At 69.8% G+C, this 13,805-nt stretch carries 14 protein-coding genes; all 14 read right to left on the bottom strand.

Features of this window, described 5'->3' with window-relative positions:
* Positions 1-28: 28 nt before the first annotated feature.
* Positions 29-844, bottom strand: a complete 816-nt coding sequence (locus tag ACFYYB_RS13990) for a F0F1 ATP synthase subunit delta (protein WP_389435440.1) — start codon at positions 842-844, stop codon at positions 29-31.
* The gene (locus tag ACFYYB_RS13995; protein ID WP_327304516.1) at positions 841-1,383 is read right to left on the bottom strand and encodes a F0F1 ATP synthase subunit B; all 543 of its coding nucleotides are present in this window, start codon (positions 1,381-1,383) and stop codon (positions 841-843) included. The genes ACFYYB_RS13990 and ACFYYB_RS13995 overlap by 4 nt, the downstream gene beginning before the upstream one ends.
* A gap of 42 nt (positions 1,384-1,425) precedes the next feature.
* On the bottom strand, positions 1,426-1,662 hold the full coding sequence (locus ACFYYB_RS14000) for a F0F1 ATP synthase subunit C (protein WP_266955157.1): 237 nt from the start codon (positions 1,660-1,662) through the stop codon (positions 1,426-1,428).
* An 81-nt stretch (positions 1,663-1,743) separates the two neighbouring features.
* The gene (gene atpB / locus ACFYYB_RS14005; RefSeq protein WP_389436195.1) at positions 1,744-2,580 is read right to left on the bottom strand and encodes a F0F1 ATP synthase subunit A; all 837 of its coding nucleotides are present in this window, start codon (positions 2,578-2,580) and stop codon (positions 1,744-1,746) included.
* Between the two features lie 210 nt (positions 2,581-2,790).
* Positions 2,791-3,228, bottom strand: a complete 438-nt coding sequence (locus tag ACFYYB_RS14010) for a hypothetical protein (protein WP_389435442.1) — start codon at positions 3,226-3,228, stop codon at positions 2,791-2,793.
* 275 nt (positions 3,229-3,503) lie between these two features.
* On the bottom strand, positions 3,504-4,838 hold the full coding sequence (locus ACFYYB_RS14015; protein WP_327309258.1) for an MraY family glycosyltransferase: 1,335 nt from the start codon (positions 4,836-4,838) through the stop codon (positions 3,504-3,506).
* 104 nt (positions 4,839-4,942) lie between these two features.
* Positions 4,943-6,175 (bottom strand): serine hydroxymethyltransferase, encoded by a 1,233-nt coding sequence (gene glyA / locus ACFYYB_RS14020; RefSeq protein ID WP_389435444.1) that lies wholly within the window; start codon positions 6,173-6,175, stop codon positions 4,943-4,945.
* A gap of 80 nt (positions 6,176-6,255) precedes the next feature.
* A complete protein-coding gene (locus ACFYYB_RS14025; protein WP_266881145.1) occupies positions 6,256-6,888 on the bottom strand; it encodes a protein-tyrosine-phosphatase in 633 nt (210 codons plus the stop codon).
* Entirely contained in the window at positions 6,885-7,532 is a 648-nt protein-coding gene (locus ACFYYB_RS14030; protein WP_266881144.1) for an L-threonylcarbamoyladenylate synthase, read from the bottom strand. The genes ACFYYB_RS14025 and ACFYYB_RS14030 overlap by 4 nt, the downstream gene beginning before the upstream one ends.
* An 88-nt stretch (positions 7,533-7,620) precedes the next feature.
* Entirely contained in the window at positions 7,621-8,466 is an 846-nt protein-coding gene (prmC, locus tag ACFYYB_RS14035; protein ID WP_389435447.1) for a peptide chain release factor N(5)-glutamine methyltransferase, read from the bottom strand.
* A 76-nt stretch (positions 8,467-8,542) separates the two neighbouring features.
* The gene (gene prfA, locus ACFYYB_RS14040; protein WP_327304520.1) at positions 8,543-9,622 is read right to left on the bottom strand and encodes a peptide chain release factor 1; all 1,080 of its coding nucleotides are present in this window, start codon (positions 9,620-9,622) and stop codon (positions 8,543-8,545) included.
* A gap of 114 nt (positions 9,623-9,736) precedes the next feature.
* The gene (gene rpmE, locus ACFYYB_RS14045) at positions 9,737-9,952 is read right to left on the bottom strand and encodes a 50S ribosomal protein L31 (protein WP_112448418.1); all 216 of its coding nucleotides are present in this window, start codon (positions 9,950-9,952) and stop codon (positions 9,737-9,739) included.
* A gap of 216 nt (positions 9,953-10,168) precedes the next feature.
* Positions 10,169-11,272 carry an LCP family protein gene (locus ACFYYB_RS14050; RefSeq protein ID WP_389435450.1) on the bottom strand — a complete coding sequence of 368 codons (1,104 nt, stop codon included), beginning with the start codon at positions 11,270-11,272 and terminating at the stop codon, positions 10,169-10,171.
* 383 nt (positions 11,273-11,655) lie between these two features.
* Positions 11,656-13,791, bottom strand: coding sequence for a transcription termination factor Rho (rho, locus tag ACFYYB_RS14055; RefSeq protein ID WP_389435452.1), 2,136 nt, complete (start codon positions 13,789-13,791; stop codon positions 11,656-11,658).
* Positions 13,792-13,805 lie beyond the last annotated feature (14 nt).

Genomic DNA, 13,805 nt, shown 5'->3' on the forward strand with positions numbered 1-13,805 from the left:
GCAATACTTTTTTCTAATGTGTGGCTGGTCAGCCGGCCATGCGGCGCGACGCCTCGGCGATGCGGTCCGCGATGGTGCCGTCGATGACCTCGTCGCCGACCCGCACCGAGATCCCGCCGAGGACCGTGGGGTCCACGTCGAGGTTCAGGTGCATCGGGCGGCCGTACAGCTTGGCCAGCACCGCGCCGAGACGCTGCTTCTGGACGTCGCTGAGCGGAACCGCGGTGGTCACGGTGGCGACCATGCGGCCACGACGCTCGGCGGCGACCTTCGAAAGGGACTCGAGGCCCGCTTCCAGGCTACGTCCACGCGGGTGCGTGACGAGACGCGTGACCAGCCGCTCGGTGACGGCGTTCGCCTTGCCGCCGAGCAGGCTGCGGAGCAGCTGGCTCTTGGCGGCGGCGGTGGCCGACCGGTCGGTCAGTGCTGCGCGCAGCTCGGTGTTCGAGGTGACGATCCGGCCGAAGCGGAACAGCTCGTCCTCGACGTCGTCGAGGCCACCGGCGGCCTGGGCCGCCGTGAGGTCGGCGGTGGCCGCCAGGACCTCGAGCGAGTCCACCAGGTCACGGGACTGCGACCAGCGGGACCGGACCATGCCGGACACCAGGTCGAGGGTTTCCCCGCCCACCTGGCCGCCGAGCAGACGGCCTGCCAGCTCGGCCTTGGCCTCGCCGGACTGCGCCGGGTCCGTGATGACCCGACGCAGCGAGACCTCACGGTCGAGCAGCGCGGTGACGGCCGCCAGCTCGCCGGCGAGCTTCGCCGCGTCGACGGACGTGTTGTCCGTCAGCGCGTCGAGACGCTCGCGGGCGGTGGCCAGCGCGTCGCGGCTCGCTCCGTTCATCGGGCGGCCTCGGCCTTCTCCTCAAGCTCGCTGAGGAAACGGTCGATCGTGCGGCTCTGTCGGGCGTGGTCCTCGAGGGACTCGCCGACAAGCTTTCCGGCCAGGTCGGTCGCCAGCTTGCCGACGTCCTGACGGAGGGCGGAAGAGGCGGCCTTGCGGTCAGCCGCGATCTGGGCGTGACCGGCAGCGATGATCTCCTCACGCTGCCGCTGGCCCTCTGCGCGAAGTTCTTCCTTCAGCGCAGTGCCCTGCTCCAGAGCGTCCTGGCGCAGGCGAGCGGCCTCGTGCCGGGCTTCGGCGAGCTGGGCCTTGTACTGCTCCAGCACGCTCTGAGCCTCGGTCTGAGCGGCCTCAGCCTTTTCGATACCGCCTTCGATGGCCTCGCGGCGCTCGTCCAGAACCTTGTTGATGTTCGGGAGGAGCTTCTTCGCGAGGAAACCGAAGACGATGACGAAGGCGATCAGACCGATGACGAGCTCGGGGATCGGCGGAATGAGGGGGTTTTCCTTACCCTCAGCCGCGAGAACCAGGAGGTTCACATCAGTGCCTTTCGTCGATTCGGACTAGTCGTTGGGTTCGTCTTAGTAGACGAACGGCATGACCAGACCGATGAGGGCGAGCGCCTCACAGAAGGCGAAGCCGAGGATCTGGTTGGCGCGGATCAGACCGGCAGCCTCGGGCTGACGGGCAAGAGCCTGCGTGCCGTTACCGAAGATGATGCCGACGCCGACGCCGGGGCCGATGGCCGCGAGGCCGTAGCCGACAGAGCTGAGGGAGCCGGTGACGCCTTCGGTGGCAGCAGCGAGGATCTGGGACATGCCAGTTCTTCCTTCTCTTTCATGGACCGGTGGGGGTTGGCCACCGGACGATTCGGGGGGATTGCAGGAGCGAGCCGTGGCTCAGTGGTGCTCGGCGAGCGCGCCCTGCAGGAAGCTGCAGGCCAGGAGAACGAAGACGTACGCCTGGACAGCCTGGATGAAGAGTTCGAACGCGGTCATCACGACGACCATGACGAACGAGACGCCCGCGTAAGCGATGCCAATCCCGTTCAGCAGGTACCAGCTGGCGATGGTGAACAGCAGCAGCAGCGTGTGACCGGCGAACATGTTCGCAAACAGTCGGACCGCGTGGGTGAAGGGGCGGACGATCACGTTCGAGAAGAACTCGATGACCATGACCAGCGGCAGGACCGGGCCGAGCGTCTTGTCGTAGCCGGTCAGGTTCTTGAAGCCGCCGACGAAGCCGTGACGCTTGAACGTCACGCTCATCCAGATCACGTAGACGATCAGCGCGAGGCCGACCGGGTACGAGAAGATCGCCGTCACCGGGAACTGGGCGATCGGAATGATCGACCAGAGGTTCAGGATCCAGACGAAGAAGAACAGCGAGACCATGAAGGGGACGTACTTCTCGCCCTCCTTCTTGCCCAGCGTCTCGTAGACGATGCCGCGGCGCACGAAGTCGTAGCCGGCCTCGGCCACCATCTGCAGCTTGCCCGGGACGACCTTCGGCTTGCGGAAGGCGGCCCAGAAGAAGGCGACGATGACGACCGTGCCGAGCAGGGCGAGCAGCATCGTCTTGTTGAAGTACGCGTTGCTGTCACCGTCCCCGAAGATCGGCTCGAACAGGAACGAGTGCAGGCCGGGAGCCGGGAAACCACAACCGTCGAAGATGTGGCAATCGGTCTCGAAGGCGAGCACCGTCGTCGGGTCAGCACTCACCGCGGGCTCCTTCAGCGTGGCGCATAGGTACGGCAACCTCGTTGTGTCGGCGCGGCGGACAGCCGCTGTTCGGCACTGGACTGGTGTAACGGATGTGGGGGCGGCGTTCGGGCATCGAGCCTCGCGATGGGACAGGCGTCAGCTCAGATGCCCGCGCCAGCATTGCCACAGTTGAAACCGGACGATAGCAGCATCCCGAACGCGTACTTATTTCGCCCCTACCCCTCACGGCTTCTGGCCCGAATTTCCGGGCTTGTCGCCCTTCATCGAGTCAGGTTCGACGTAGAGGATCTTGGCCTTCATATGAGCACGCGCCTGTGCGGCGATCCACACCAGGGTGGTGACGACGAGCGTGATGGCGAAGGCCTTGGGGTTGAACAGCGTCGTGTTCTTGAACACGGCGAGAAAGACGAAGAGCAGCAGGATCTGGGCCGTGTAGAGCATGAGCCCCATGGCCTGGAACAGGTGCGGAAGTGATTTCGCCGTGCGCTGCAGTACGAGGAATCCGATGCCCATGAACAGCATCACCACGACCGTCGCGACGACGGCGCCCACGGCCCCCTTGCCACCGGCGACGATCCCACTGATGACGGCGGCGAGAGCGCCGGCGACGGCCGTGGGAACGGCGGATTGCAGGAGGGATCGGACGTCATCTGACCGCATGGCGGTTTGCTCCGCGTGGTGGTGGGGGCACTGGGACTCGTACAGGACGAGCGTAAGCCCGGTCCGAGAGGGAACCTCGGGCCAATGGACCGTCGCACTACGGTCCTTCGGCTCTGTCGCCGGGTTTAGTGAACGGTATCACAAAGTATTTGATGAGAGCTTTACTCGGAGGGTGTGCGGACTGTCACACATGAGAGTGACCCTGCGCGTGTGTGCGCGACACGCAAGTGGCTTGTCTGGTAAAGGGCGTTCATGTCCGACATGCGTCCAGGACGTCAGCGGGAGGATCCGGCCTTACGCCGGTCGGGGAAGCGCGAACGGGGGCCGATGGCGGTCGCCCCGTTGACGCCGGACACTCCCGCCGCGATCGGCCGGGCCGGCTCCGGCTCCGCCGCCGAGGCGTCCTGCAGGGCTGCCTCCGCGGCCCGTTCGGCGTGCCGGTAGCGCGGCGGGACCAGCCGCTCCGCCCAGCGCGGGGCCCTCGGGGTGAACCGGGGCAGCAGGAGCAGCAACAGGCCCACGGCGCTCAGTGCGGAAATCGCCAGCACGATCCACATGGAGGCGGAATGCACCGAATACGCCACGGTGCCGAAGGCGATCAATCCTGACCAGAAATACATGATGAGCACGGCCCGGCTGTGCGAATGCCCGAGTTCCAGCAGTCGGTGGTGCAGGTGCCCGCGGTCCGCGGCGAAGGGCGACTGGCCCTTCCAGGTGCGCCGCACGATGGCCAGCACCAGGTCCGTCATCGGGATCGCGATGATCGTGAGCGGCAGGATCAGCGGGATGAAGACCGGCAGCATCGCGTGGGTCGCGTTGCGCTCGCCGCCCACGAACAGGGCCATCGCGTCCGGGTCCACCTGTCCGGTGACGGAGATGGCGGCGGCGGCCAGCACCAGGCCGATGAGCATCGAGCCGGAGTCGCCCATGAAGATCCGGGCGGGGTGCATGTTGTGCGGCAGGAAGCCGAGGCACATGCCCATCAGGATGGCGGCGAAGAGGGTCGCGGGCGCGGCCGCCTCGATCCCGTAGCCGAACCAGATGCGGTACGCGTAGAGGAAGAACGCACAGGTCGCGATGCAGACCATGCCGGCGGCGAGGCCGTCGAGGCCGTCCACGAAGTTCACCGCGTTGATGGTGATCACGACGAGGGCCACGGTGAGCAGGTTGCCCTGCCAGGGGGTGAGCGAGACCGAGCCGATGCCGGGAACCGGAATCCACAGGATGGTCAGACCCTGCATGCACATCACGCCGGCGGAGATCATCTGCGCGCCGAGCTTGATCAGGGCGTCGAGCTCGAACTTGTCGTCGAGTACGCCGACCAGCCAGATCAGGGCCGCCCCGGAGAGCAGGGCCCGCGGCTCGTTCGACAGCTCGAAGACCCCGTTGAGGTTCTGCAGGTGGTCCGCGACGAGCAGGCCGGCGCACAGTCCGCCGAACATCGCGATGCCGCCGAGCCGCGGAGTCGGCTCCCGGTGCACGTCGCGCGCACGGATCTCCGGCATCGCGCCCACGGCGATCGCGAACTTCCGCACGGGCCCGGTGAGTAGATAAGTCACCGCGACCGTGACGCAAAGCGTCAGCAGATATTCACGCACGGGCTGCCCCAGATGTATCGCCGGCCATCTCAGCCCCACACACTAGCTGCGATGTACTCACTGTCGGGGACGCGCAGGGGCGGTATCCCGGTTGCGGTACGTCGCACTTGCCCCGCTTAAACCCCATACGGCGGAAAACTGACCACCAGCTCGTTGACGTCCCTACGGATCTTCGCCGGCTCCCCGCCCGTCAGCGCGGCCGTGAACAGCTCGGCGATCCGGCCCATCTGCGGCTCCCCCATCCCCTGCGTGGTCACCGCCGCGGTGCCGAGGCGGATGCCGCGCTGATCACCGTAAGGAAGGGCGCAGGTGTCCAGCACGATGCCGGCGGCGGCGAGCCGGCCCCGGGCGCCCGCGCCGTCGAGGCCCAGCGGTGCGGGGTCGGCGGTGATCAGGTGGGTGTCGGTCCCGCCCGTGGTGATCGCGAAGCCGCGGGCGGCGAGCGCGTCGGCCAGGGCGCGGCCGTTGGCGACCACCCGGTGCGCGTAGGAGGTGAAGGCGGGCCCGGCGGCCTCACCGAAGGCCACGGCCTTGGCGGCGATGGTGTGCATCTGCGGGCCGCCCTGGGTGAAGGGGAACACCGCCCGGTCGATCCGCTCCGCGAACTCGGCCCCGCACAGGATCATCCCGCCGCGCGGACCCCGGAGCACCTTGTGGGTGGTGGCCACGACGATGTCGGCGTAGGGCACGGGGCTGGGCGCGGCCCCGCCGGCCACGAGGCCGATGGGGTGGGCGGCGTCGGCGATGAGGAAGGCCCCGACCTCGTCGGCGATCTCCCGGAACGCGGAGTACTCGGGGTGCCGCGGATAGGAGATGGACCCGCACACGATGGCCTTGGGCCGGTGCTCGTGCGCGAGCCGCTGCACCTCGGCGTAGTCGATGAGCCCGGTCTCGGCGTCCACGCCGTACCCGACGAAGTCGAACCAGCGCCCGGAGAAGTTCGCGGGCGACCCGTGGGTGAGGTGTCCCCCGGAGGTGAGCGCCATCGCCAGCACGGTGTCCCCGGGCTGCAGCAGCGCGGCGTACGCGGCGAGCACTGCGGCCGATCCGGAGTGCGGCTGCACGTTCGCGTGCTCGGCGCCGAAGAGGGCGCGGGCCCGCTCGACGGCGATCCGCTCGGCCAGGTCGGCGTACTCGCAGCCGCCGTGGTGGCGGGCGCCGGGGTACCCCTCGGCGTACTTGTTGGCGAGCGGCGATCCGAGTGCGGTGAGCACGGCGGCCGAGGTGAAGTTCTCGGCGGCGATCAGCTGCAGCCCCTCCGCCTGCCGCTGCCGCTCCCCGTCGAGGACGTCGGCCATCTGCGGATCCTGCTGCCGCAGCAGGTCCAGGGGCTGGGTGATGACGCTCATGGCGCGACTCCAGGGGGGTACCGCATACCGGGTACCAGCCACTGTAGGCCGCCCGTGCGCATCCCGCCCTGCGGCACCCGTCAGCGGGAAGCGGTGACGCCCGTCAGGGCCGTGACCACGGGGTCCAGCGCCTGGTTGATCTCGTCGCCGATCGAGCGGAAGAAGGTGATCGGCGCCCCGTACGGGTCGTACACCTCGTCCGCGTCCGGGGACGGCGCGAGGAGCCACCCGCGTAGAGCGGCGGCGGCACGGACCAGCGCTCGGGCCCGCTCCACCATCCCGTCCTCCAGCGGCGGCAGCGTCGCCGGGTCTATCGCCCGCACCAGCCGGGTGAACTCCTTCAGGGTGAAGGTGCGCAGCCCCGCCGAGTGCCCCATCGAGATCACCTGGGCGCGGTGGTCGCGGGTGGCGGTCAGGACCAGGTCCGCGCGTATGACGTGCTCGTCCAGGAGTTCCCGGCCGGTGAACCCGGAGGCGTCCGCCCCGAAGTCGGCCAGCACGGCGGCCGCGTTGGCCTCCATGGGCGCGCCCTCGTGGCCCCAGGTGCCCGCGCTCTCCACGATCAGGTCGCCGGTGACGGGGCCCCCGAGCCGGTGGGACAGCGCGTGCCGCGTCAGCCGCTCGGTGATGGGCGAGCGGCAGACGTTGCCGGTGCTGACGTGGAGTATGCGGAAGGTGCTGTCCCCGGCTATGCCACGCCCCTCAGGGCTCACGGGGCCACCTCGAGGTCGGGTACGACCTCCCGCAGCTGCTCGGCGGTCAGCGCCCCCTCGCGCAGCAGGACGGGAACCTTCCCGGTGACGTCGACGATCGACGAGGGCTGCATGCCCGGGGTCGGACCGCCGTCCAGGTACACGGACACGGAGTCGCCGAGCATCTCGCGGGCCGCGTCGCAGTCCTCCGGCGCCGGGTGTCCGGTCAGGTTCGCCGAGGACACCGCCATCGGGCCGACCTCGGTCAGCAGCTCGATCGCGACGGGGTGCAGGGGCATGCGTACGGCCACCGTGCCGCCGGTCTCGCCCAGGTCCCACGCCAGCGAGGGCTGGTGCTTGGCGACGAGGGTCAGCGCGCCGGGCCAGAAGGCGTCGACGAGCTCCCACGCCTGCTCGGAGAAGTCGGTGACCAGGCCGTGCAGGGTGTTCGGGGAGCCGATGAGGACGGGGGTGGGCATGTTGCGGCCGCGCCCCTTGGCGGCGAGCAGGTCGCCGACGGCCTCCGCGCTGAAGGCGTCCGCGCCGATCCCGTACAGGGTGTCCGTGGGCAGCACGACGAGCTCGCCGCGACGTACGGCGGAGGCGGCTTCGCGCAGGCCCGTCTTGCGGTCCGTCGCGTCGTTGCAGTCGTATCGCCGGGCCATCAGCGGGCCTCCTCGTGCAGCGGGGTGGTGGCGGGAATGCGCGCGGTGACCGCACCGGCCGGGGCGGCACCGGTCACGGCGGGGCCGGTCACGGCATGGCCTTGCGGGCGGTGGCGAAGCGCGGGCGCTTGTTGAGGTCGGGGTGGTCCGCGGCGTCGGCCCAGCCCCGCTCCTCGGCGAAGATCCACGGGACCTGTCCGCCCTGCGTGTCGGCGTGCTCGATGACGACGATGCCGCCGGGCCGCAGCAGCCGGTGGGCGGTGCGCTCGATGCCCCGGATGGTGTCCAGGCCGTCCTCGCCGGAGAACAGCGCCATCTCGGGGTCGTGGTCGCGGGCCTCGGGCGCGACGTACTCCCACTCGGTGAGCGGGATGTACGGCGGGTTGGAGATGACCAGGTCGACCTGCCCGTCCAGCTCGGGCAGCGCGCTGAGCGCGTTGCCCTGGTGAACGGTGACCCGGGAGCCTTCGGCGTTCTTACGGGTCCACTGCAGGGCGTCCTCGGACAGCTCGACGGCGTGCACGCGCGAGCGCGGCACCTCCTGCGCCATGGCAAGCGCGATGGCGCCGGAGCCGGTGCAGAGGTCCACGATCAGCGGTTCGACGACGTCCATCGCCCGGACGGCCTGTATGGCCCAGTCCACGACCGACTCGGTCTCGGGCCGGGGCACGAAGACCCCGGGCCCGACCTGGAGCTCCAGGTAGCGGAAGAAGGCGCGGCCGGTGATGTGCTGGAGCGGCTCGCGCGCCTCGCGGCGGGCGACGGCCTCCCAGTACCGGGCGTCGAAGTCCGCGTCCTTGACGTGGTGGAGTTCCCCCCGCTTGACGCCGTGCACGAAGGCCGCGAGCTCCTCCGCGTCGAAACGCGGTGAGGGCACGCCGGCGGCGGCCAGCCGCTGGGTGGCCTGGGCCACCTCGGCAAGCAGCAAGTTCACGCTGGTCCTCCGGGCTGCTGTCGTACGGGGGGTGGTGCGGGGTCCTGCGGGGGTGGTGCGGGTCCTGCGGGAGGACTCAGTGCGCGGACGCGAGCTTGGCGGCGGAGTCCGTGTCGACGCAGGCCTGGATGACCGAGTCGAGGTCTCCGTCGAGCACCTGGTCCAAGTTGTACGCCTTGAAGCCCGTCCGGTGGTCCGAGATCCGGTTTTCCGGGTAGTTGTACGTCCGGATCTTCTCGGAGCGGTCCACGGAGCGCACCTGGCTGCGGCGCACGTCGGAGGCCTCCTGCTCGGCGGCTTCCTGGGCGGCGGCCAGCAGGCGCGAGCGCAGGATGCGCATGGCCTGCTCCTTGTTCTGGAGCTGGCTCTTCTCGTTCTGGCAGGAGGCGACCACGCCGGTCGGGAGGTGCGTGATGCGCACGGCCGAGTCGGTGGTGTTGACGGACTGGCCGCCGGGGCCCGAGGAGCGGTACACGTCGATGCGGAGGTCGTTCATGTTGACCTCGACCTCCACCTCCTCGGCTTCCGGGGTGACGAGCACGCCGGCGGCGGAGGTGTGGATGCGGCCCTGGGACTCGGTGGCCGGCACGCGCTGGACGCGGTGCACGCCGCCCTCGTACTTCAGGCGGGCCCAGACGCCCTGGCCGGGCTCGGTGGCCCCGTTGCCGCCCTTGGTGCGGACGGAGACCTGGACGTCCTTGTAGCCGCCGAGCTCGGACTCGGTGGCGTCGATGATCTCGGTCTTCCAGCCCACGCGCTCGGCGTAGCGCAGGTACATGCGCAGCAGGTCGCCGGCGAACAGGGCCGACTCGTCGCCGCCCGCACCCGCCTTGACCTCCAGGAGCACGTCCTTGTCGTCGCTGGGGTCGCGCGGAACGAGCAGCAGGCGGAGCTTCTCGGTGAGCTCTTCGCGCTGTGCGGTCAGTTCCTTGACCTCGGCCACGAAGTCCGGGTCGTCGGCCGCGAACTCCTTCGCCGTCTCGATGTCCTCGGCGGACTGCTTCCAGGCACGGAAGGTCGCGACGATCGGGGTCAGCTCCGCGTAGCGCTTGTTCAGCTTGCGCGCGTTGGCCTGATCCGAGTGGACCGAAGGGTCGGCGAGCTTCTTCTCAAGATCGGCGTGCTCGCCGATCAGTTCCTCGACCGCCTCGAACATCGGGGGCTCCTGAAGATGGTGAATGTGAAGAAATGGGCTGCGGGACGAGAAAGGCGCCGGTCCGGCTGCCCCCGTGCGAACAGGGTGCAGCCGGAACCCGGCGCCTGAGGCTCGCTACTTCTGTGCAGCCTTGCCGAAGCGGGCCTCGAAGCGGGCCACGCGGCCACCGGTGTCGAGGATCTTCTGCTTGCCCGTGTAGAACGGGTGGCACTCGGAGCAGACCTCGGCTCGGATGGAGCCTTCGGTCAGGGTGCTACGGGTGGTGAACGACGCGCCACAGGTGCAGCTGACCTGGGTCTCGACGTACTGGGGGTGAACATCGCGCTTCAAGGTGTCTCCTAGATTCGGGAGGGCGCCGGGTCGCAGGAGCCGAATTGCGCGCTGCGTGAACCGGGGCCGACAGACCAGTCTGCCAGGACCGGGCTGCCTGTCAAAATTCTGAGGACGCCTCCCTCAACGGCAGGGGTCCGGCATCTATTCCACGGCCGGCCGGAACCCGTCCGACCAGGCGGTTCAGGCGTACCGGACGACCATGACCGGCCGGGGCTACCGGACGACCGTGCCGGCGGTGCCCTTGTCGCCGGCTGAGTTCGCGGTGGCTTCGGCGGGGACCTGCCGGTCGGCCAGCAGGGCCTCCCAGACCATCTTGGACTCCTTGGTGAGCGGGACGACCCGGTTGGGGTCACGGGTGTCGCCGGTCACCGGCAGGGTGATCATCTGCATGTTCTCGGGGCTGATGCCCTCCAGGCCCTGGGCGAAGCCCATGAGGGACTTCACGTCGCCGAGCGCCTTGTCCGTCGTGACGGCCTTGGTGGCGGTGTCGGCCAGGTCGAGCAGCTTCTTGGGGTTGTCGAAGACGCCGATGCTCTTGACCTGCTTGATCAGCGCCTTGATGAAGGCCTGCTGGAGCTGTATTCGGCCCAGGTCGCCGCCGTCGCCGACGCCGTGGCGGGTACGGACGAGGCCGAGGGCCTGCTCTCCGGTGAGCCTGTTCGTCCCGGCGGGCAGGTTCAGGTGGCTGTAGTCGTCCTTGATCGGCTTGGTGGTCGTCACCTCGACGCCGCCGAGCTTGTCGATGATCTCCTTGAAGCCCGTGAAGTCGACTTCGAGGTAGTGGTCCATGCGGATCCCCGACATCTTCTCCACGGTCGCGACCGCGCAGGCGGCCCCGCCGACGGTGAAGGACTCGTTGAACATCTTTCGCGGGCCGCCCAGGTCGCTCTTGCCGTCGGGGAGCTTGCAGGAGGGCCGGGTGACGAGGGTGTCGCGGGGTATCGACACGACGGTGGCCTTGGTGTGGCCCTCGTTGAGGTGGACGATCATCGCCGTGTCGGAGCGCGCGGAGCCGCCGTCGTCCTGGCCGTACTCCCCGTTGGCCCCGCCGCGGGAGTCGGAGCCGAGGACGAGGATGTCCATCGAGCCGTTGTCCACGTTCTGCGGGCGGTTCGCGCCGAGGGCGGCGTCGATGTCGACCGTCTTGAGGTTGCCGTTGAACTTGAAGTAGAAGTAGCCGAGCCCCGCACCGCCCAGGAGGACCACGCCCGCGGCGGTCCACGCGGCGATGACGACGGCCCTGCGGCGCGCGGCCGGCTTCCGTCGGCGTCGGCCCGCGCCGGCCCTTCGGCCGCGGCCCCTGTTGTCCTGGCTCATGCTCTGCTCTGCCCGTCTGTGTGCGGCCCGGTTGCCCGTTTTCCCTCTGTCAGAGACGGTCGGCCGCCTTCCAGGGTTCCACGGCCGCCTGTGCGCCCCATGTGCGTGCTGTCGCGTGCGCCCCCCGGGCCGCCTGGTGGAAACACCCCGTAATCCGGCGCCTACCTGCGGTTTCCCCCGCGGGCTCGGCGGTGGCGCACGGGGCCGCGGGGGATACGGAATGTGGCCAAGGTCGCACCCGTGCACGAAGTCCCGTAGACCGCTCTGCGCGGAACGACGGGGCTCCCGTACGCAGACCGACGGACCCCCGTACGACGCGACCGCCCCCGTCGCGGGTGCGGCGGGGGCGGTCGTGGTCATGCGGGTGGTGCTACGGAGAGACGTCAGTCGTCGTTCTTGCCCGACGGGGTCGTCTTCGCGATCTGCATGAGGAACTCGGCGTTCGACTTCGTCTGCTTCATCTTGTCGAGGAGCAGCTCGATGGCCTGCTGCGAGTCGAGCGCGTGCAGCACCCGGCGCAGCTTCCAGACGATGGCGAGCTCCTCGCTGTTGAGGAGGATCTCCTCCTTGCGGGTGCCCGAGGGGTCCACGTCCACGGCCGGGAAGATGCGCTTGTCGGCGAGCTTCCGGTCGAGCTTGAGCTCCATGTTGCCGGTGCCCTTGAACTCCTCGAAGATCACCTCGTCCATGCGCGAGCCGGTGTCGACCAGCGCGGTGGCCAGGATGGTCAGCGAGCCGCCGTCCTCGATGTTGCGCGCGGCACCGAAGAAGCGCTTCGGCGGGTACAGCGCGGTCGAGTCGACACCACCGGACAGGATGCGGCCGGAGGCGGGTGCGGCGAGGTTGTACGCGCGTCCCAGGCGGGTGATGGAGTCCAGCAGGACGACCACGTCGTGACCGAGCTCGACGAGACGCTTGGCGCGCTCGATGGCCAGCTCGGCGACGGTGGTGTGGTCCTCGGCCGGGCGGTCGAAGGTCGAGGAGATGACCTCGCCCTTCACCGACCGCTGCATGTCGGTGACCTCTTCCGGACGCTCGTCGACCAGGACGACCATCAGGTGGCACTCGGGGTTGTTGACCGTGATCGCGTTGGCGATCGCCTGCATGATCATGGTCTTACCGGTCTTCGGCGGGGCCACGATCAGACCGCGCTGGCCCTTACCGATCGGCGACACGAGGTCGATGATGCGGGTGGTCAGCACGCCCGGGTCGGTCTCCAGGCGGAGCCGGTCCTGCGGGTACAGGGGGGTCAGCTTCTGGAACTCCGGTCGGCCTCGGCCGGATTCGGGCGCCATGCCGTTGACGGAGTCCAGGCGCACGAGCGCGTTGAACTTCTCGCGGCGCTCGCCGTCCTTGGGCTGCCGGACGGCGCCGGTGGTGTGGTCGCCCTTGCGCAGACCGGCCTTGCGGACCTGGGCGAGGGAGACGTACACGTCGTTCGGGCCGGGCAGGTAGCCCGAGGTCCGGATGAACGCGTAGTTGTCGAGGATGTCCAGGATGCCCGCGACGGGGATCAGGACGTCGTCGTCGGCGACCGGGGTCTCGACCGGGGCGAACTCGTCGCGCCCGCGACGGCCACGGCGGTCGCGGTAGCGGCCGCGCCGGCCGCGACGGCCGTCCTCGTCGAAGTCGTCCTGGGGACCGTTGTCCTGACGGTCCCGGTCCTGACGACCACCCTGCTGGCCCTGGCCCTGACCCTGGCCGCGGCCGCCCTGCTGGCGGTCCTGACGGTCGGTCCGGTCCTGGCGGCCGCCCTGCTGGCCCTGGCCCTGGTTCTGACCCTGACCACCCTGACCACCCTGGCCGGCCTGTCCCTGACCCTGGGCGCCCTGGCCCTGGTCGTCGGCCTTGGCACCGCGGTCACGGCGCTCGCGGCGGCCGTCGGCGCGGTCGTTGCCCCGCTCGCGGCGGTCGCGACGGCCGCGGCCCTCGCCTTCCTGGGCCTGGCCCTGGCCGGCGGGAGCGGTGGCGGCCTCGGCCTTCGCCTCGGCCTGTGCGGCCGGAGCGACGGTCTCGGGCTTCTGCTCCACCTGCACGGCGGCGGCGGGGGCCGAACCCTCGGGGCTGCCGGAGGGGGCGGTGGCGCGCCGGCGACGGCGCTCGCCGACCGGGGCGTCCTCGCTGGCGGGCTGGCCCGGGATGTCGATCTGGGCCTGCGCGGCGGTCTTCTCGGCGGGCGCCTCGGCGGCGGCCTCGCCCGTACGGGCCTTGCTGGTGGCGCGGCGCTTCGGCTTGGTCTCGCCGCTGTCGGCGGACGCGGCGGCCGGCGCGGAGGCCGCGGCCTTGGGGGCGCTGCTTCCCGCCTGCGCCTCCTTGATGACCTCGATCAGCTGGCCCTTGCGCATCCGCGCGGTGCCCCTGATGCCGAGGCCCGACGCGACCTGCTGGAGCTCGGCCAGGACCATGCCGTCAAGGCCGGTGCCGGAGCGGCGGCGCTTGGTCGGCGCGGCGCCCTCGGCGGGGGCACTGGTGTCGACGTTGGTGTCGGCAGCGCCCATCAGATCGGTGGTGTCGCTCACGAAGGGTCCTTCCC

Origin of the sequence: Streptomyces sp. NPDC002886 (genome assembly GCF_042888445.1) — a bacterium.
Lineage (GTDB): Bacteria > Actinomycetota > Actinomycetes > Streptomycetales > Streptomycetaceae > Streptomyces.